The organism is Streptomyces sp. NPDC005393 (assembly GCF_040606675.1).
Lineage (GTDB): Bacteria > Actinomycetota > Actinomycetes > Streptomycetales > Streptomycetaceae > Streptomyces.
Genome location: NZ_JBEXFG010000008.1, coordinates 115,589 through 133,666 on the forward strand (window position 1 = coordinate 115,589; position 18,078 = coordinate 133,666).

General features: G+C 70.1%; 14 protein-coding genes and 2 pseudogenes. 9 read left to right on the forward strand and 7 right to left on the reverse strand.

The window, feature by feature from the left end:
• Window positions 1-148: 148 nt before the first annotated feature.
• Entirely contained in the window at window positions 149-481 is a 333-nt protein-coding gene (locus ABZS71_RS10520; protein ID WP_356208820.1) for a hypothetical protein, read from the reverse strand.
• A 152-nt stretch (window positions 482-633) separates the two neighbouring features.
• Between ABZS71_RS10520 and ABZS71_RS10525 the strand changes: the two genes are divergently transcribed.
• Both ABZS71_RS10525 and ABZS71_RS10530 read left to right on the forward strand, forming a co-directional pair.
• Window positions 634-1,344: a FadR/GntR family transcriptional regulator gene (locus ABZS71_RS10525; RefSeq protein ID WP_355849487.1), complete on the forward strand. Its 711-nt coding sequence runs from the start codon at window positions 634-636 to the stop codon at window positions 1,342-1,344.
• A gap of 98 nt (window positions 1,345-1,442) precedes the next feature.
• Window positions 1,443-2,732, forward strand: coding sequence for an MFS transporter (locus ABZS71_RS10530; protein ID WP_355849490.1), 1,290 nt, complete (start codon window positions 1,443-1,445; stop codon window positions 2,730-2,732).
• A gap of 126 nt (window positions 2,733-2,858) precedes the next feature.
• On the opposite strand, the gene ABZS71_RS10535 is transcribed toward ABZS71_RS10530, so the two are convergent.
• From ABZS71_RS10535 to ABZS71_RS10550, 4 genes are read right to left on the reverse strand one after another with little or no spacing between them, the layout of a single operon-like run.
• Window positions 2,859-3,587, reverse strand: a complete 729-nt coding sequence (locus tag ABZS71_RS10535) for an ABC transporter permease (protein ID WP_355849494.1) — start codon at window positions 3,585-3,587, stop codon at window positions 2,859-2,861.
• Window positions 3,588-3,602: 15 nt separating this feature from the next.
• Window positions 3,603-4,529: an ABC transporter ATP-binding protein gene (locus ABZS71_RS10540; RefSeq protein WP_355849497.1), complete on the reverse strand. Its 927-nt coding sequence runs from the start codon at window positions 4,527-4,529 to the stop codon at window positions 3,603-3,605.
• Complete coding sequence (locus ABZS71_RS10545) at window positions 4,526-5,425, reverse strand: ABC transporter permease (RefSeq protein WP_355849500.1); 900 nt, start codon at window positions 5,423-5,425, stop codon at window positions 4,526-4,528. The genes ABZS71_RS10540 and ABZS71_RS10545 overlap by 4 nt, the downstream gene beginning before the upstream one ends.
• On the reverse strand, window positions 5,415-6,470 hold the full coding sequence (locus tag ABZS71_RS10550; protein ID WP_356208822.1) for an ABC transporter ATP-binding protein: 1,056 nt from the start codon (window positions 6,468-6,470) through the stop codon (window positions 5,415-5,417). Before ABZS71_RS10550 ends, ABZS71_RS10545 begins: the two co-directional genes overlap by 11 nt.
• Window positions 6,471-6,676: 206 nt before the next feature.
• On the opposite strand from ABZS71_RS10550, the pseudogene ABZS71_RS10555 reads away from it, so the two are divergent.
• From ABZS71_RS10555 to ABZS71_RS10580, 6 genes and pseudogenes are all read left to right on the forward strand, one after another.
• A pseudogene (locus tag ABZS71_RS10555) lies at window positions 6,677-8,273 on the forward strand (SDR family oxidoreductase); the annotation flags it as partial.
• An 11-nt stretch (window positions 8,274-8,284) separates the two neighbouring features.
• A pseudogene (locus tag ABZS71_RS10560) lies at window positions 8,285-9,019 on the forward strand (sugar ABC transporter permease); the annotation flags it as partial.
• An 86-nt stretch (window positions 9,020-9,105) separates the two neighbouring features.
• Window positions 9,106-9,972 carry a carbohydrate ABC transporter permease gene (locus ABZS71_RS10565; protein WP_356208861.1) on the forward strand — a complete coding sequence of 289 codons (867 nt, stop codon included), beginning with the start codon at window positions 9,106-9,108 and terminating at the stop codon, window positions 9,970-9,972.
• An 83-nt stretch (window positions 9,973-10,055) separates the two neighbouring features.
• A complete protein-coding gene (locus ABZS71_RS10570; RefSeq protein WP_356208823.1) occupies window positions 10,056-11,270 on the forward strand; it encodes an ROK family transcriptional regulator in 1,215 nt (404 codons plus the stop codon).
• 28 nt (window positions 11,271-11,298) lie between these two features.
• Entirely contained in the window at window positions 11,299-12,207 is a 909-nt protein-coding gene (locus tag ABZS71_RS10575; protein ID WP_356208825.1) for a Gfo/Idh/MocA family oxidoreductase, read from the forward strand.
• 261 nt (window positions 12,208-12,468) lie between these two features.
• Complete coding sequence (locus ABZS71_RS10580; RefSeq protein WP_356208827.1) at window positions 12,469-12,882, forward strand: transposase family protein; 414 nt, start codon at window positions 12,469-12,471, stop codon at window positions 12,880-12,882.
• Between the two features lie 734 nt (window positions 12,883-13,616).
• On the opposite strand, the gene adh is transcribed toward ABZS71_RS10580, so the two are convergent.
• On the reverse strand, window positions 13,617-15,134 hold the full coding sequence (adh, locus tag ABZS71_RS10585) for an aldehyde dehydrogenase (protein ID WP_356208828.1): 1,518 nt from the start codon (window positions 15,132-15,134) through the stop codon (window positions 13,617-13,619).
• A gap of 184 nt (window positions 15,135-15,318) precedes the next feature.
• On the reverse strand, window positions 15,319-16,563 hold the full coding sequence (locus tag ABZS71_RS10590) for a GAF domain-containing protein (protein ID WP_355854938.1): 1,245 nt from the start codon (window positions 16,561-16,563) through the stop codon (window positions 15,319-15,321).
• A 234-nt stretch (window positions 16,564-16,797) separates the two neighbouring features.
• On the opposite strand from ABZS71_RS10590, the gene ABZS71_RS10595 reads away from it, so the two are divergent.
• Window positions 16,798-18,072 (forward strand): iron-containing alcohol dehydrogenase, encoded by a 1,275-nt coding sequence (locus ABZS71_RS10595; protein ID WP_355854935.1) that lies wholly within the window; start codon window positions 16,798-16,800, stop codon window positions 18,070-18,072.
• Window positions 18,073-18,078 lie beyond the last annotated feature (6 nt).

The window sequence follows — 18,078 nt, forward strand, 5'->3', positions numbered from 1 at the left end:
CAACTCGGCCTGTTTCCGGGCCAATTCAGGAGGTTCGCCGCAGCACACCGCGCGGCGGGGCCGACAGCGGCCCCGGGCCCTTGATCCGACGGATCATCGGGGAGGCCTCCAGATGCCGTTACGGCGGGCAGCCCGGCGATCCGCGTCGTCAGATAGGCGTAGCGGGCCGGGACATCGGCGCACACCACGGTCGCCGGCAGATTGTTCGGCCCGGTGGTCGCACCTGCGAAGGCCACCTCGGAGTGGCCCACCAGTGCCGTGGCCCGGAGATCACGCAGATCCGGTCGAGACCGGTCGCGAACGACTCGTGCACCAGGGCCCGGGCCGCGTCCGTCCGGCCCGTCGGGGCGGCGGCGATCACCGCGTCGGCGTGGCCGCCACCGATGGCCTCGGCCGCCTGTCCGGCGGCCCGGGCCGGGACGGTTCCGCTGTCGTCGGCCACGCCCCGTACCCGCGCCGCCGCGTGTGCGACGCGACGCACGTGGGGCGGGGCTCTCCGCCCGGCCCCTCGTGAGGTTCCGGCCCGGGTTTCCTCCGGACGGGACATGGATAGTTGGCATAACCATCTATATGTTGTAGGATGATTGGACAACCGGGCGTATCGAGGAAAGCCGAGTTCAGGAGCGAATGGCTATGGCGCTGCGGGCCGCGGGACGGCAGTCGCTTGTCGACACCGTGGTGGAGCAGCTGCGGGCACAGCTCGCCGGCGGCGAGTGGAAGGTCGGCGAACGCGTGCCGACCGAGCATGCGCTCGCCGAGCAGCTCCAGGTCGGACGGAACACGGTGCGCGAGGCGGTACGCGTCCTCGTGCACGCCGGAATGCTCCAGTCCAGGCAGGGCGAGGGCACGTTCGTGGTCTCCACGACCGACCCCGCCGAGGTCATGCGAGGCCTACGGCGCGCCGGGATCCGGGATGTGCTGGAGCTGCGGATCGCACTGGAGGCGGAGGGCGCGCGACTGGCGGCGCTCCGCCACCAACCCGCCGATCTGGAGCGGATGCGGACGGCGCTGGCCTCGCAGGCGGCCATCGAGAACGCCGAGGGGCAGCCGGAGTCCGGCAGCCATGAGCTGTACGCGGCCCACGACGTCGAGTTCCATACCGCTGTGGTCGACGCCGCGCACAACGCCGCGCTGAGCGCGACATACGGCTGGCTGAGCAGCTCGGTGCGCGAGTCGCTGGTGGCCTACCTCGGCGACCGTGAGATGCCGCGCATCGTGCCCGGCGACCACCACGCCGTCATCGACGCCATCGCGTCGGGCGACGCGGCGGTGGCCGAGGCGGCCGCGCGGACGCTGCTGGAGACGCCGAAACGGGCCGTCGAGGCGCTGCTCGCCGCCCGCTGAGCCCACGCCGACGCCGAAGTCGGCACCGACGCCGGACACCGACGCCGGACACCGACAGCGCGAAACGGAACACCACGAGACGGAACGGAGCGCTCCTTTTGTCACGCCCGCACACCCCCGCCCCCGAGGCCGAGCCGCTGCTCGTGGACGCCGAGACCGATCTGCGGCCGACCCCCGAGGTGGCCGCCGCGCGGCGCAGGCTGCGCGCCCATCCGGCCCTCGTCCTCGTCGGCATCGTGCTGGCGTCACTCAACATGCGCGCCGCACTCGCCGGGGTCTCCCCCCTCCTCGGCGAGATCAGCGGCCACTTCGGCCTGAACGCGACCACCGGCAGCCTGGTGACGACCATTCCCCTGGTCTTCATGGGGCTGACCTCACCGCTCGCATCCCGGCTCGCCCGGCGCTGGGGCACCGAGGCGGTGCTGCTGGCGGCGCTGGTACTGCTGTGCGGCGGCGTGCTGCTGCGCGTCGCACCGGCCCTGGTCGCCCTGTTCGTCGGCTGCGCCCTCGTCGGCAGCGGGATCGCGCTGCTCAACGTCCTGATGCCGGGCCTGGTCAAGCGTGACTTCCCACACCGGGCGGCCGGCATGACCGCCCTCTACACGACCGCCATGATCGGCGGGGCGACGGTCTCGGCCGCGGCGGCGGTGCCGCTGGAGAACGCGCTCGGCGGTTGGCAGGGCTCGCTCGCCTCCTGGTCGCTGCTGGCCGCGATCGCGGCGCTGGTCTGGATACCGCAGACGGTGCTCGCGCGCCGCGGCACCCACCACGGCGAGGCGGCGGCGACGCCTGTAGTACGGGCCGACGCGGAGCCGAGGCTGGCCCGCTCGCCGCTGGCCTGGCAGGTCACGCTCTTCATGGGCCTGCAGTCGGTGATCGCGTACGTCACCATCGCCTGGCTGCCGACGATCCTCATCGACCACGGCATGAGCAAGAGCACGGCCGGGCTGGTCTTCGCGTTCAGCAATCTGCTGCAGATGGTCGGTTCGTTCGTGGTGCCCACGCTGGCCGGGCGGATGCGCGCCCAGCGGCTGCTGGGCGTCGTGGTCGCCGCGCTGATGGCGTCCGGGATCGCCGGGCTGCTGGTGGCTCCCGCGGCCGGGGCGTGGGTGTGGGCCGCGCTGATCGGCATCGGACAGGGCGGGTCCGTGGGGCTGGCGCTGACCATGATGGTGCTGCGGACCGGGGACGCGCACACCTCCGCGCGGCTTTCCGGCATGGCGCAGACGTGGGGCTATCTGCTCGCCGCCGCCGGCCCGTTGGCGCTCGGCGCGTTGCACCAGGCCACCGGCGGCTGGACGCTGCCGATCGCGGTGATGCTGGCGGTTTGCGCGGCGGTGGCGCTGCTCGGCCTCGGCGCGGGGCGTGACCGCAAGATCCTCTCCTGAGGCGCACGTTTCACGTGAAACACCGCTCCTGAGGCTTCACTGCTCCCGGGGGCACAGCCCGACGGCGGTCGTCCATGACGACCGCCGTCGCGCTGTCTCCGGGAGTGGCACGTCATCTCCCGCCGATCACTCCTCGCCCGCGAGGGTCAGCGAGCGCAGCCTGCGGCCCGCGTACCAGGTCGCGGCCGCGGTCACGGCGACCAGCAGGACGACGGCGGTCGGCAGGCCCACGTCCGAGGTGATCACATCGCCGCCCGCGACCTTCTGGGCGAGCGCGAGCGACCACTGCTGGACGCTGAGCGTCCGGGCCCCGGACACCAGGCTGCCGAACAGCGTCTCCCACACCAGGGCGTAGACCAGGCCCGCGACCACCGCGTGCCGGGTGACGGTGCCCAGCAGCAGGAACATCGCGCTGTAGGCGACCGAGGCCACGGCGGCGGCGACGGCGTAGGCGACCGCCATCCGGTGGGCGTTGCCGTTGAGCAGAAAGCCCGCCAGCAGGGTGGGAATCGCGGAGAAGGCAGCGGTGACGCCGATCGCGACGATCAGCTTGGTGATGATGATCGTCGGCCGCTTCACCGGCTTGGCCAGCAGATAGATGACCGAGCCGTCGTCGATCTCCGGGCCGATCGCGCCCGTGCCGGCGATCACGCCGATCAGCGGCACCATGGTGGCGATCGCGAAGCCGCCGAGGATGGCGTCGGCCGTATCGTCGTCGGCGCCGGTCAGCAGCCGTACGGCGAGCGAGATGATCAGCAGCAGACCGGGGAGCATGAAGAGGATCAGCGCACGGCGGCGGCCGAGCAGGGCCCGGTAGGTGAGCCGGGCAACGGTGGGGTGGTAGAGCGAGGGCATCGCTGTGGGCTCCTTTCAGGCCGCGACGAGGTAGGAGAAGACGCTCTCCAGGGACTCGTCGGAGGGCGAGACCGTGAGGAGCCGGATGCCCTGGTCACGGGCGACGCGAGGCAGCAGTTCGGTGAAGCGGGCGAAGTCGACCGCCTGAATGTGCAGCCCGCCGTCGGCGCCGCCGCTCGCGTCGACCTCGATACCGGCGGTCGACGGATCGGCGATCAGGGCGGCCGCGAGCGCGCGGTCGTCGCTGGACCGTACGAGATAGCGGTGCGGACGGTCCGTCATCAGCCGGCGGATCTTACGGAAGTCGCCGGAGGCGGCGTGCCGGCCCGCGACGATCACCTCGATATGCGCGGCGAGCTGTTCGACCTCCTCGAGGATGTGCGAGGAGAACAGGACCGTACGGCCCTCGGCGCCCATGCGCCGCAGCAACTCCATGAGCTGCATGCGCTGGCGCGGGTCCATGCCGTTGAACGGCTCGTCCAGAAGCAGCACCGACGGCTCGTGGACAAGGGCGGAGGCCATCTTCACGCGCTGGCGCATGCCCTTGCTGTACGTGGAGATCTGCCGCGACCCCGCGAAGTCCATCTCGACCGTGTCGAGAGCCTTACGGGCGGCGGCGCGCGGATCGGGCAGCCCGTGCAGCTCGGCGTTGGCGATGACGAACTCCCGGCCGGTCAGGAAGTCATACATCGCCTCGCGCTCGGGGACCAGCCCGATATGGCGGTACGCCTGCTCATTGCGCCAGATGGTGGCGCCGTCGAGAGTGACGGTCCCGGTGGAGGGGGCCAGGAAGCCGCCCATCATGTTGATGAGGGTCGACTTGCCGGCGCCGTTGGGGCCGAGGAGGCCGGTGACGCCGGGGCCGATGGTCATGGTCACGTCGTTGACGGCCACGACGTTCCCGAACCAGCGGGAGACATTGTCGATGGCGATCGTGGTCACAGCCCGACCTTTCGGTAGCGGCGCATCAGCAGCCCGTACGAGCCGGCGATCAGGCCGAGGAGGACGAGGAGATAGACGAGCCCGGTGCCGGTGTCGGGGCCGTACTCGCCGGGGAAGGCGGAGGTGGCGCCGAGGAACGCGGTCTGCACCCCGTCGATGATGGTGACCGGCGAGAAGAGGCCGAACCAGCTGACCGCACCGGTGTTGCCCTGCTCGTACGCGATGGCCTGAACGGTGGACACCGCGCCGTAGGAGATGGTCAGTACGGCGATGACGGCGGCGACGCCGAAGCCGCGCCGGGGCGTGGCCGCGGCGATGACCAGGCTGATGCCGGCGAAGAGGAGCGAGAGCAGAACCACGGAAACCAGTCCTTGCGCGAAGCCCTTCGTCTGGTCGGCGAAGTCGAGCTTGGCGAGCAGCGCCCCGACGTACAGGATCAGCAGGGGCGTGGCAGTGAGGAAGAAGAGAGCGGAGGCCATGGCGGTGAACTTGGCCACCACATAGTCCACCGTTTCGATGGGGCGGGAGAAGTAGAGCGGGATCGTCTTGAAGCGCAGATCGCGGGAGACGGACTGCGGTGCCTGGGCGGCGGTGTAGAGGCCGATGACCGCCTGGAGCATGATCGCGTAGCGGGTGTACTCGACCGGGAGCTTGTTGGCGTTGGTGGCGACGGCGACCGCGACGATGATCGCGGCGGGCAGGCACATCACGGCGAGCATCAGCATCGGCGCGATCTTGGACTTCGCGGAGCGGCCGAGGCCGTAGGCGCCGCGCAGGCTCTGCGAGAAGAGCGAGCGGCGGGCGTAGGCGCGGCCGAGGCGCGGGCCCTCGTAGTGGCGGTAGCCGATGTTGTGAATGACGTCGGCACGCTGCTGGGTCACGGTCTCAGGCGGCATCGACGGCACCTCCGTTCCCCTGTCCGCTTCCCTGGTCACCGGGGCCCATGTCGTCGTCCGCGGACTCCGGCTCGGCCTCGGTGCGGAAGATCTCCGCGATGCGGTGGCGGCGCTGCTCCATGCGGACCAGGCCGAGGCCGAGACCGGCGATAGCGTCCCGGACCGTGTCGTACGTCTCCTCGCCCTCGACATCCACGAGCAGCAGATGGTCGGAGGCGGGCGCCCCGTCGGCGCCGCGGCCGGCCGGCTGGACGGTGAGCCCGGCCCGGTCGAGCGCGGCGCGCAGCATCCCGGTGCCGTCCGGATGCTCGGCGGTGTCGGTCACCTCGACCGCGAGCGAGCCGGTGGCCTGGGTGAAGTCGCTCGTGGAGCTGGAGCGCAGCAGCTTGCCGCCGTCGATGACCACGACGTGGTCACAGGTGCGCTCCAGCTCGCCGAGGAGATGTGAGGTGACCAGCACCGAGATGCCGAAGTCGGTGTGGACACGGCGGATCAGACCGAGCATCTCATCGCGGCCGACCGGGTCGAGGCCGTTGGTCGGCTCGTCCAGCAGGACCAGACGCGGATCGTGCACCAGGGCCTGGGCGAGCTTGACGCGTTGCTTCATACCGGTCGAATAGCCGCCGATGGGGCGATATCGCTCCTCGTACAGCCCGACGTGGCGCAGGGTGTCGGCCGTCCGCTCACGGGCGGCCGACGGGGGCAGCCCGGACATGCGCGCCATATGGACGACGAACTCGGTCGCCGAGACATCGGGCGGCAGACAGTCGTGCTCGGGCATATAGCCCACGCTCTCGCGGATGGCGCTGCCGTCCTTGGCCACATCGAGGCCGAGAACGGTGGCGCGGCCCTCGCTGGCGGGGGACAGCCCGAGCAGGATCTTGATCAGGGTCGACTTGCCGGCGCCGTTGGCACCCACCAGGCCGGTGACGCCTGGTGCGATGTCGACGGAGAGCCGGTCGAGCGCGGTGACCCGGGGGAACCGCTTGCTCAGACTTTCGGTGGCGATCACAGTCACATGTTCGACGGTAGTGGTGTGAGCCACCTCGGACGTCAGTCCGGACGACGGGATTTCTCTCGTCCTCGGGTCTGACGCGCCCGTAGGGGGAAGGGGTCCCGTCGGAGGTGTTACCCCGAGTATCCACAGGGCGGGGAGGCCCTCTTGACGGGAATTTCGAACGCTGAGCATGGTCGAGTGGGCATGACTCGCCGGGTTCGCGCCCGGAAGGGGAGGACAGAGTGACGGACGGGATCGCGGGAGCGACCGAGCGCAGGATCCGTACGGGCCAGGTGGAGTTGTGCGTCGCCGAGCTCGGTGACCCGGCGCGGCCGACGGGTGATGCTGGTGCACGGCTATCCGGACAGCAAGGAGGTGTGGGCGAAGGTCGCGACGCGCCTCGCCGGGCACGGAGGATTCCATGTCGTCCTGTACGACGTGCGCGGCTCGGGCCGGTCGACCGCCCCGAGCCCGCTGCGCGGCGGCTTCACCCTGGAGAAGCTGACCGATGACTTCCTGGCCGTGGCCGACGCGGTCAGCCCGGACCGGCCGGTGCATCTGGTCGGGCACGACTGGGGGTCGGTGCAGTCGTGGGAGTTCGTCACGGTCGGGCGCACCCAGGGGCGGATCGCCTCCTTCACCTCGCTGTCGGGCCCGTCCCTGGACCACTACGGTCACTGGCTCAGGAAGCGGCTGACCCGGCCCACCCCGCGCCGGGTGGCGCAGGTCCTCGGCCAGTCCGCCCGGTCCTGGTATGTGGGGGCGCTGCATACGCCCAAGGTCCCGGAGGCGCTGTGGCGCGGGCCGCTCGGCCGGTACTGGCCAAGGATTCTGGAGCGCGCCGAGCGGGTGTCGAGCGAGGGCTATCCGACCGCCTCGCTGCCCAATGACGCCGCCCATGGGGCCTGGCTCTACCGGGACAATGTGCGGGAGAGGTTCCGCCGGCCCCGGGCGGACCCCTATGCCCACGTCCCGGTCCAGCTGATCGTCCCGACCAAGGACCCCTTCATCTCTCAGCGGCTGTACGACGATCTGGAGACGTGGGTGCCGGAGCTGACCCGCCGTACCCTGGCCGCCCGGCACGGGATGCCGCTCTCCCGGCCCGATCAGCTCACCGCGTGGATCGGTGAGTTCATCACCTCGGTCGAGGAGGGCGCCCCGCGCCCCGGGGCGGACTCGTCCGGTCCGTACGCACAGCGGTTCGGCGGCCGGCTGGTGCTGGTGACGGGCGCGGCGGGCACCATCGGCCGGGCCATCTGCCTCGCCTTCGCGGCGGCGGGCGCCCGGGTGGTCGCGGTGGACCAGGACGCGGCGGGCGCGGCGCGCACGGCGTCGCTGGCCCGGGCCGCGGGGGCGCCCCAGGCGTGGGCCGAGGCGGCGGACGTCTCGGACGAGCAGGCGGTGGAGAAGCTCGCCCTCAAGGTCGCCGAGGAATACGGCGTGGTGGATGTGCTGGTCAACGACGCCGAGGCGGGGCTCACCGGCGGCTTTCTGGACACCTCGGCGGACCAGTGGCGCAGGGTGCTCGACATCAACCTCTGGGGCGTCATCCACAGCTGCCGGACCTTCGGTCGGCAGATGGCCGAGCGCGGGCAGGGCGGACACATCGTCAACACCGCGTCGGCCGCGGCCTTCCACCCGTCCAAGGTGCCGGCCGCATACGGCGCGTCCAAGGCCGCCGTGCTGGCGCTCAGCGAATCCCTCCGCGCCGAGCTGGCGGGCCGGGACATCGGAGTCTCGGTGATCTGCCCCGGCTTCGCCCGCGCCGGGGGTGACCGGCCCGCGCGGCGGCGCAGGCTGCGCGACTATCCGCCGGAGAAGGTCGCGGACGTGGTCCTGCGCGCCGTGCTTTCGGCTCGCCCGGCTTCTGGAGCAGCCTTGGCACCACACTGCTCTACACGATCGGAGCCACCGCAGGCTCCGTGATCCTCGGCCTCGTCGCAGCCCTCGCACTGCGGCGGCCGTTCCGCGGCCGCGGCGCCCTGCGAGCCGCGATGCTCCTCCCGTACGTCGCGCCGGTCGTCGCCGTCTCCTTCGTCTGGGAGGTCGCGCTCAGCCCGCAGTACGGAATCGTCAACGAATGGGGTCGCCGGCTCTTCGGTTGGGACGACCCGATCGCCTTCCTCTCCACCCGGTCGTACGAAGTCGGCCTGTTCGGCGTCCATTTCGACATCCCGCTGGCGCTGCTCACGGTCATCGCCTTCGAGACCTGGCGGTACTTCCCCTTCGCCTTCCTCTTCATGCTCGCCCGCCTCCAAGCGGTCCCCGGCAGTCTGGAGGAGGCCGCCGAGGTCGACGGAGCCACCATTTCGCAGCGCTTCCGGCACATTCTGCTGCCGCAGCTGATGCCCGTCATCGCCCTGCTGTCCGTCCTGCGCTTCATCATGACGTTCAACAAATTCGATGACATCTATCTCCTCACCGGTGGCGGTTCGGGTACAGACGTCGTCGCTGTCCGCGTCTACGACTTCCTCACGTCCCGCTTCGACGTCGGAGCCGCGTCCGCCCAGGCCCTCGTCCTCGCCGTCGTGCTCATGGCCCTGCTCGGCATCTACTTCAAGTTCTTCGGCAAGAAGGTTCAGGAGGAGTCGGCATGAGCAGCGCCCCGCCCACGACCCCCGTGGCACCCACCCGGCCCACCCTGGCCCCTCGCCCCACCGCGCAGCCGCAGCGCCGCCGGACCCTGAGCCGCGCCCAGTTCGAGGAGCGGTTCTTCGGGATTCTGCGCTGGGTCGTGATCGCGTTCCTGGCTGCGATCACGATCGTGCCCTTCTCCTACATGCTGATGCTGTCGGTGAAGCCCATCGACGCGCTGCTGCTGAATCCTGGCAACCTCTGGGTCACGGCCAAGGACTTCACCCTCGCCACCTACGAGAGTGTTCTCACACCCACCTCCGAGGGCGGTCAGGGCTTCCTCGGCATGCTGCTCAACTCGGCACTTGTCGCCGTTGCCACGGTGCTGCTCACCCTGGTAGCCGCGGTGCCCGGCGCCTACGCCGTCAGCCGCCTGAAATTCTTCGGCAGCCGGCATGTCAGCGCGCTCTTCCTGGCCGTCTACCTCTTCCCGGCCACCCTGCTCGCCGTCCCGCTCTTCGTGATGTTCGCGAAGATGGGTCTCTCGGGCAGTCTCGCCGGCCTGGCCATCGTCTACATCGCGCAGACCGTGCCGGTGTCGATCTACATGCTGAAGAACTACTTCGTGACCATCCCCTTCACTATCGAGGAGGCTGCCGCGATCGACGGCGCCTCCCGGCTGCAGACCGTGCGCAGGATCATCCTGCCCCTCGCGCTGCCGACGCTGATGGCCACCGGACTTTACGTCTTCATGATCGCCTGGAACGAATTCCTCTTCGCCCTCCTCTTCCTGGCAGCAGACCCGGGCAAGTGGACGGTCTCGCTCGGACTTCAGCAGTTGGCCAACGGCATCGAGGTGTCGAAGACCGTTCTGATGGCCGGGTCCGTGATCCTCACCATCCCCGTGGTACTGCTGTTCTTCGCAGCCGAACGCCTTCTCACCGAGGGGCTGACCAGCGGCGCGGACAAGGGCTGACACCCGATCAGGAGCGACGAGGTCGTCGGCGCGGCGCCACAAGCGGCTTCCCGGCACGGACGAACAGGACGAGGACGGCAGGAATGGCAGGAAACCAGGCGAGCGCGGGACACCTGCTGCGACTCATCCGCAGCGGCGAGGCCACCACGCGCGGGGAGTTGCAGCAAGCGACGGGACTGTCCCGGTCGACTGTCGGGCACCGCCTCGATCAGCTCTTCGGAGCCGGCTGGCTGCGCGGTGCCGCCGGTGCCTCCACCGGTGGACGCCCCTCCGCACGGCTGGAGTTCGACCCGACCCATGCCGTGGTGCTCGTAGCCGACCTGGAGACCCGGCACGGTCGCGCCGCCGTGCTCGACCTTGCCGGCACCATCCTTGCCGAACGTACCGGTGACCTGGTGATCGCGGACGGCCCCGATGTGGTCCTGGACCGGCTCGCACGCTGGTTCGGCCCGCTCCTCGACGAGGCGGGCGTCGGGCCTGACCGGGTCTGCGGGGTCGGCCTCTCCGTACCCGGGCCGGTCGACTGGGAGTCGGCGCAGATCGTGCAGCCGCCGATCATGCCCGGCTGGGACCGGTTCCCGGTACGGGAACGGCTGCGCGACGCCTTCGCGGAGCACGTCGGCCCGCCGTCCACCGCAGGACCCCTGCCAGTCTTCGTCGACAACGACGCCAACCTGATGGCACTGGCCGAGCAGCGCGAGAACCACCCCGACTGCGGCGCCTTCCTCCTGGTGAAGGCATCGACCGGAATCGGCGCCGGAGTCGTCGTCGGTGGTGAGGTCTACCGCGGAATCGACGGGGGAGCGGGCGACATCGGCCACATCCGGCTCCACGACCGTCCAGACGCACTCTGCATGTGCGGCTCCTACGGCTGCCTGGCAGCTGTGGCCAGTGGCCGCTCCATCGCCGAACAACTGACAGCGGCCGGCGTCCCCACCACCTCGGGATCCGATGTGCGCGACCATCTCGCCGCTGGACAGCCCGACGCCGTGCGGCTCGCCCGCGAGGCCGGGCAGCGCATCGGCGAAGTACTTGTCACGGTGGTGACACTGCTCAACCCTGGCGTCCTGATGCTCGGCGGGGACCTTGCGGGCACTCCCTTTCTCACCGGCGTACGGGAACTCCTCTACCAGCGAGCGCTGCCTCGAACCACCGCCCATCTCTCTGTGACCATCTCCTCCCTCGGCGACCGCGCGGCCCTGGTCGGGGCTGCCGCCATGGTCATCGACCACCTCTACGCCCCCGACAAGGCAGACGCCCGGCTCGCTGCACTCGCCCGCAGTGACGATGTCGGCTGACCTCTGTCCGCACACCTACGGAGAGTCCATGTCCCGAATAGCAGGCCTGCCTCAAGGCCTCTGGACCTACCCTCCGGTCCGCGTCGGCCTGGTCGGCGCGGGACCGTGGGCCCGCGCGATGCACGCCCGGATGCTGGCCGCCGGCCCGGAAACCACCCTGACCGCCGTCTGGGCCCGGCGCCCGGAAGCGGCCGCCGAGGTGGCGAATGCCTACGGGGCCCACGCTGCCGGTTCCTTCGAGGAACTGCTCGATCAATGCGAGGCGATCGCTTTCGCCGTGCCGCCCACTGTTCAGGCCGCCCTCGCCGTTCGCGCGGCAGCCGCCGGACGGGCGCTACTCCTGGAAAAGCCACTGGGAGCGGACCTCGCCGCCGCACGCGCCGTTGCCGACGCGGTCGCCGAGCACGGCGTCATCTCGCAACTTGTCCTCACCAAGCGGTACCACCCGGCCACCCGGGAGTTCCTTGCCGAGGCTGCAACCCGTGAGGTTGTCGGCGCTCGATCCTGCTATCTGCACGGCGCCTTCCTCGGCGGGGAGTTCGCGACATCCTGGCGGCTGGAGCACGGCGCGCTGCTCGACCTCGGCCCGCACCTGCTGGACCTGCTGGACAGCGCTGTCGCGCCGATCGTCTCCGTACGCGGCATGGGCGACCCGCGCCGTTGGATCGAGCTGACCTGCGAACACACCAACGGCGCCGTCAGCCAGGCCTCACTGTCCGGAAGCGTCAACCTGCCCCGTGCCAGAACGCGCGTCGAGCTCTTCGGTCCGTCCGATGAACTCGTCTACGACACGGCGGACATCGACCACGAGGAATGCTGGCCCATCCTCCGGAACGAGTTCGGCACTGCCGTACGCACCGGTACCGGCACCGGGGTCGACGCGGCCCGCGGCCTTCACCTGCAGGAGCTGATGCAGCAGGTCATCACCGATCGGTGAGCCTGTCACCGAAGTGGGACCAGAGCAGTTGTCTGTCTGCCACGAGGCTCTCTGTCTGGCTACCGTGTGCGCGAAGTCCCTGTCCGGCGTGTGGTGCACCTGCTGTGCCACCGCCGACCGCGCCCTTGGCTGGAAGGTGCGAGCGGGGCACGATATCGATTCCCCGGAGTATTTCTGAGTCCGGGGGGATGGTGTCAATGCCGTCGCGGTCGCCCGGGTGTACTGCTGCCCTCCTGGGCGGCGAAGGCGACGCCTACGGCGGTGACACCGGCCCCCGCTACAACGGCGTTGCGATGCTTGGACGGCACCCCGCTATGGGTTTCCGACGTGGAGCCCGGCTCCACCCCCGACATCACCCCCGCCCGCATCCACGCCCTGCCCGCGCTGTACAAAGCCGCGGCCGACGGCCTGCCCACCCTGGCCGACAAGGGCTACATCGGCGCCGGGATCGGCATTCTCGTCCCGGTCCGCCGCCCGAAGGGCCGGTCCGAGCGGGCCCTGCACACGGACACGCAAACCACGAACAGCCTGATCAGAGGCATCCGTGCACTCGGCGAACGGGCCGCCGCCGAACTCAAGCAGCGCTGGCGGACCCTGCAGCACGTCACCATCAGCCCCAGCAGGATCGCCGACATCGCTCGCGCCGCCCTCGTCCTCAACGGAATCTGGAAATGATCAGCGCTGAGAAAACGTCACTGAGCGCATCAACGCCACCGCCTCCTCCGGAGGAATCGGAGCCGTGCCTGAGCAGTACCGGCAGCCGCCCTGCCGGCCCGCAGCAATGTTGCCCAGCCACGGTGACACTTCTCTCCCGCACGCTTCATGGCGGCAGCGCCAGGGCTTATCACTTCCTGGATAGGGCTCCAGTGGTTCGAGCCCGGCATCCCGCATAATCAGCACCGGATCGCGTGGATCTTTCCGCGGACGTCCCGTCGCCACCCGGCCTCCTTCTGCAGTGCACGCTTCCGGGGCGAGGATCGCACGCGGCACTGACAATGGCCTTGTTCAGTCAGGATCTTGGGCGCGGGCTTCCTCACGGCGGCCTTCTCGCCCGGCCCTTTCCGGGCTGCTGTCCTCTTCGTGGTCTTCGGCAGCTCGTGGACGTCGGCAGGCCCGTTCTCGCCGCGAGGAGCCTTCCCTCGCGATGCGGATTCGTTCAGGGCGGCCATGAGGTCGAAGAGCTCTCCCAGTGCGGCCGGCGGTTCGGGCACTGCTTACGGGTATCGGCGGGTCGCTGCGCTCGTGAGCGGGCGGCTCGTGGGGTGATGTCCTTTGGCGCTATTTGGTCCGGCGGGAACTCCCTTAGATGTCAGGCAGTAACTCGAAGAACCCAATTGATTACAGCGGGTGCCTGCCGTGTCGGGTTGCCTGGAGCGTAACGATGCCTCCAGGCAACCCAACTTCAGGCTTTAGAAGAAGCCAAGTTTCTGAGGGCTGTAAGAACAAAGAATGTTCTTCGTCTGCTGATAGTGGTCCAGCATCATCTTGTGGTTCTCGCGGCCGATGCCGGAGTTCTTGTAACCGCCGAACGCGGCGTGCGCCGGGTAGGCGTGGTAGCAATTGGTCCACACCCGGCCCGCCTTGATCTCGCGGCCGAGCCGGTAGGCGGTGTTGCCGTCCCGCGTCCAGACACCGGCGCCGAGGCCGTAGAGCGTGTCGTTGGCGATCTTCAGGGCCTCGTCGACCGAGTCGTAGGTGGTCACCGAGACCACCGGGCCGAAGATCTCCTCCTGGAAGATCCGCATGTCGTTGGTGCCGCGGAAGATGGTCGGCTCGATGTAGTAACCGCCCTCGTAGCCGGGGACGGTGCGGGAGCCGCCGCCGGTGAGCAGGTCGGCGCCTTCCTTCTTGCCGATGTCGATGTACGAAAGGATCTTCTCGTACTGGTCGTTGCTGGCCTGGGCGCCGATCATGGTGGCCGGGTTCAGCGGGTTGCCGCTGGTGATGGCCTTGGTGCGCTCGACGCAGCGCGCCATGAACTCGTCGTAGATGGAGGAGTGGACGAGCGCGCGGGACGGGCAGGTACACACCTCGCCCTGGTTGAGGGCGAACATCACGAAGCCCTCGACGGCCTTGTCCAGGTAGTCGTCATCGGCGGCCATGACGTCGGGCAGGAAGATGTTGGGGCTCTTGCCGCCCAGTTCCAGCGTGACGGGGATGATGTTCTCGCTGGCGTACTGCATGATCAGCCGCCCGGTGGTTGTCTCACCGGTGAACGCCACCTTCGCCACCCGCGAGTTGGACGCCAGCGGCTTGCCGGCCTCCACGCCGAAGCCGCTGACGACATTGACCACGCCCGGCGGAAGCAGGTCGGCGATCAGCTCGATCATGAACAGCAGGCTGACCGGGGTCTGCTCGGCCGGCTTGATCACCACGCAGTTGCCGGCCGCCAGCGCGGGCGCAAGCTTCCAGGTGGCCATCAGGATGGGGAAGTTCCACGGGATGATCTGGCCGACCACTCCGAGCGGCTCGTGGAAGTGGTAGGCGACCGTGTCGGCGTCGATCTCGGAGACGGAACCTTCCTGGCCACGGACCGCACCGGCGAAGTAACGGAAGTGGTCCACCGCCAGCGGCAGGTCCGCGGCCAGGGTCTCGCGGACCGGCTTGCCGTTCTCCCAGGTCTCGGCGACGGCGAGCTTCTCGAGGTTCTCCTCGATCCGGTCGGCGATCTTGTTGAGGATGTTCGCCCGCTCCGTGGCGGAGGTGCGGCTCCACTTGGGGGCCGCCGCGTGGGCGGCGTCCAGGGCGAGTTCGACGTCCGCCGCGGAGGACCTGGCGACCTGGGTGAACGTCTGCCCGTTCACCGGCGACGGGTTGTCGAAGTACTGCCCGTTCACGGGCGCGACCCAGTCGCCGCCGATGAAGTTGTCGTAGCGCGGGGCGAAGTCGACGATGCTGCCTGCGGTGCCTGGCTGCGCGTAAACCATTGTGGCGCTCCTCGGGGGGTACGGATGCGGGTGCCCGACGGCTCGAAGCCGTCGTGATGCGGGTCACTGTCACCCGTCGAGGTTGGCGAAAGGTTGGCGTGGACCCGCCACCCGCACCGCAGGCCCGCGCCGAGGCCGCACACCCGCACCGGACCTGCGGTTCTCCCGTCGCACGGGCCGGTTCTCAGTCGCGCAGTGCCGTGTTCAATCGGCCCGCGGCGATCGCCCGGCGGGCGTCGGAGGGATCCAGTACGCGCAGGGCGTGCTCATGGATTTCGGCGTCGTACGGCGCGCGCTCGCCGTAGCTGAGCGCGTGTTCCGGACACGTACTGGTCAGTACGGCCTCCCGTACGGCGACCTCCAGGTGTTCGCGCCAGGCCACGATGCCCGGCGCCTCCGAGTGAGGCAGGAGCGGACCGCGGTACCGGCTGAGGGCCCCGGCCGTGTCGCCCTCCGCCAGCGCGCGCAGCACGTCGGCCGCGTCGCAGGAGACCGGCGTGGTGAGCGCGTATCTGCGGGTGGCGACCTGGCCGCCGAGCGCGCGCCGCAGGTGGGAGACCTCCGCCTTGAATGTCGAAGCGGTCACCGGCCGCTCGCCGTAGAGGGCGTCCCGCAGCCGCTCGGGCGGGTACCCCTCCGGTTCCAGGGCGAGCAGGGTGAGGATCTCCATCTGGCGGGGCCGCAGCCGCAGCGGCAGGCCGTCCAGGGCCGCCTCCTCGGTGCCCAGACAGGTCAGCCGCACCCCGGAGCCGTCCGGTCCGCGCCGCTCCTGGCGCGGCAGTTCGGCGCGCAGCCGGGTCTCGATGGTGGACACCAGGCTGCGTACGGTCGACATGGCCAGCGGGTGCGAGCGGTCCCAGGTGGTGGAGAGGTCCAGTACGCCCAGGATCCGGCCGCTGGGGTCGTGGATCGGGGCGCAGTAGCAGGCCCAGCCGTGCAGCGCGGCCACCAGGTGCTCGGCGGAGAAGATGGCGCTCGGGCGGCCGGTGCGCAGCGCGAGGGAGAGCGCGTTGGTGCCCATGGCCTGCTCGTCCCACCGGCCGCCGGGGGCGAAGTTGACCCGCTCGGCCCGCCGCCGCATGACGCGGCCGCCGCAGGTCCACAGGATGGTCCCGGACTCGTCGGTGACGGCGGCGATGAACCCGGCGTCGTCGGCGATGCTGTTCAGTTCCTCGGCCAGGTCGCTGACCGGCCGGCGCAGCGGCGAGCCGGCCCACCGGGGGCTGACCTCGCCGCCGTCGGTCACCGGGGCGCTGCCGAGACCGGGGTCGACCGTATGCAGGGAGCGGACCCAGGAGTCGGTCACCTCACGGCGCAGCCCCGCGTCGTCCTCCAGTGACCGCCGGGCCGCTCGCAGCTCCGGCACCCAGCGGGTCCACTCGTCCTCCAGTGCGGCTCTGCGCTGCCTGAGGTCACCTTTCACCGTCATGACCTTTCCCGACCTCGTCGTCGCTCAGCAGGGTCCAGCCATCAATCGTCCCGTAGGACACCGTCCTGCGCACCTACCCGATCGACCAGGTGGGGACGTCCCGAAGGGACGGTACTGTGCCGAAGCTCCTGCCCGCCCAGCATTGTGCTGATGTAACGGGGGTGTTATTGATCTATGAAGCGGCCGACAATCGTGCCGCGTGCCGTTCACGGACTTCACCGCTCAGGAGGCCGCATGCCGCTCCCACAAGGCGCCGTGGTGACCAGCAGTGACGAGCCAGATGCTGACTGGAGCGGCGAGGCAGGCAACAGCGAGCTGACCGGCCCGCAGCGGGTGGACGCCCGCGCGGCCCGCCAGCCGGCCCACCTGGCCAAGTTCCACGCCCCCGAGGTCGTCTTCGGCCCCGGCTCGCTCGCCGAGCTGGGACACTGCGCGCTGCGCGTCGGCGGTCGCCGCCCCTTTCTCGTCACCGATCCGGGGCTGATCGAGGCGGGCTGGGTGGAGGAGGCGGTCGGCTATCTGCGGCTGGCCGGGCTGCGCCCCGTGGTGTGGCACGACGTGACGCCGAACCCCAAGGACCATGAGGTCGAGGCCGGTTTCCAGCGGTACGCTGAGAGCGGCAGCGACGTGATCATCGCGCTGGGCGGCGGTTCGTGTATCGACGCGGCCAAGGGCGTGGCGATCCTGGCCAGCAACGGCGGCCGCATCCTCGACTTCGAGGGCGTGGACCAGGTCGCGGCGCCGATCCCGCCTACCGTGATGGTGCCGTCCACCTCGGGCACGGGCGCGGATGTGTCCCAGTTCGCGGTGGTCACCGACACGGCCGGGCAGGTCAAGATCACCATCATCAGCCGCACGCTCGTACCCGAGATCTCGGTGATCGATCCGCGCCTGCTGACCACCATGCCGGACTGGCTGAACGCCGCCACCGGCCTGGACGCGCTGACGCACGCCATCGAGTCGTTCGTCTCCCGGGCGCACAATCCCCTTACGGACAACCTCGCGCTGCACGCCGTAAAACTCATCACCGGCCACCTCGTGGGCACCCAGGCCCGGCCGAAGGAGGTCAGCCCGCGGCTGGCGATGGCGCAGGGGTCTCTGGAGGCGGGCATGGCGTTCACCAACGCCATCCTCGGCGCGACGCACGCGATGAGCCACCAGGTCGGCGGCCTGCTGGACGCGCCGCACGGGGTGGTGAACGGCGTACTGCTGCCGCACGTCATCCGCTTCAACGCGCAGATCCAGCCCGGCCGGTTCGTCGCCCTGGCCGACGCTGCGGGCATCGCGACCGAGGGCGTGGCGCCCGACGAGGTCGCCCTGATGCTCGCCGAGCGGGTCCGTGCGCTGGCGGACGACGTCGGCGTCCCCGGGGGCCTGGCCTCCCTCGGGGTCACCGAGGCCGACGTCCCGCGGCTGTCGCGCACGACACTCAAGGACGCCTGCCTGGCCACCAATCCCAGGGACGCCGGTCTCCTGGACATCGAGACATTGTTCCGCGCGGCGCTGTGAGGCGAT